Annotated in this window: 1 pseudogene; it reads right to left on the minus strand. The window is 48.8% G+C overall.

The annotated features are described in order from the left end of the window. Positions 1-520, minus strand: a pseudogene (gene fliG / locus R7Q48_RS31010) (flagellar motor switch protein FliG); the annotation flags it as partial.

The raw sequence follows: 520 nt of genomic DNA on the forward strand, positions 1-520 counted from the left end.
ACATGTTCTCTTTGATGGCGTTAACCACTTCTTCATCATGCAGTTTGAGCATTTCCATCAATGAACCACGGTCGCCTTCAAAGCGGTTGATGATGTCTGCCGCTTGCTTAACGCCAGAAAGCGGTACGCTTTGGCTTGCAGACACTTTTTCGATACAACGTTCAACCAGTTCATGCAGATCAGTCGCGACTTGGTGATCGATGTCTTGCAGCTGCGCAATACGGAAGATGATTTCATCATGGTAGTCTTGCGGCAGATGCTTCAGCACGGCAGATGAGCTATCCGCTGGCAGATAAGCCAAGAAAATGGCTTGCATCTGCGGGTGCTCGTTGACGATAAATCGCGCCAGCGTTTCAGCCTCTACCCATTGCAGACGCTGCATGTTGTTGCGAATTTCGTCACCGTATAGGTTGTTCAACAAACCTTTAGCAAGATCGTTGCCGAGCGCCTTACGCAAGGTGTTCGACAAGTACTCTTTCGATGCACCACGAATGCCACTGTGCTCACGAAAATCTTCAAA

The sequence above is a fragment of the Vibrio sp. 378 genome (assembly GCF_033339435.1).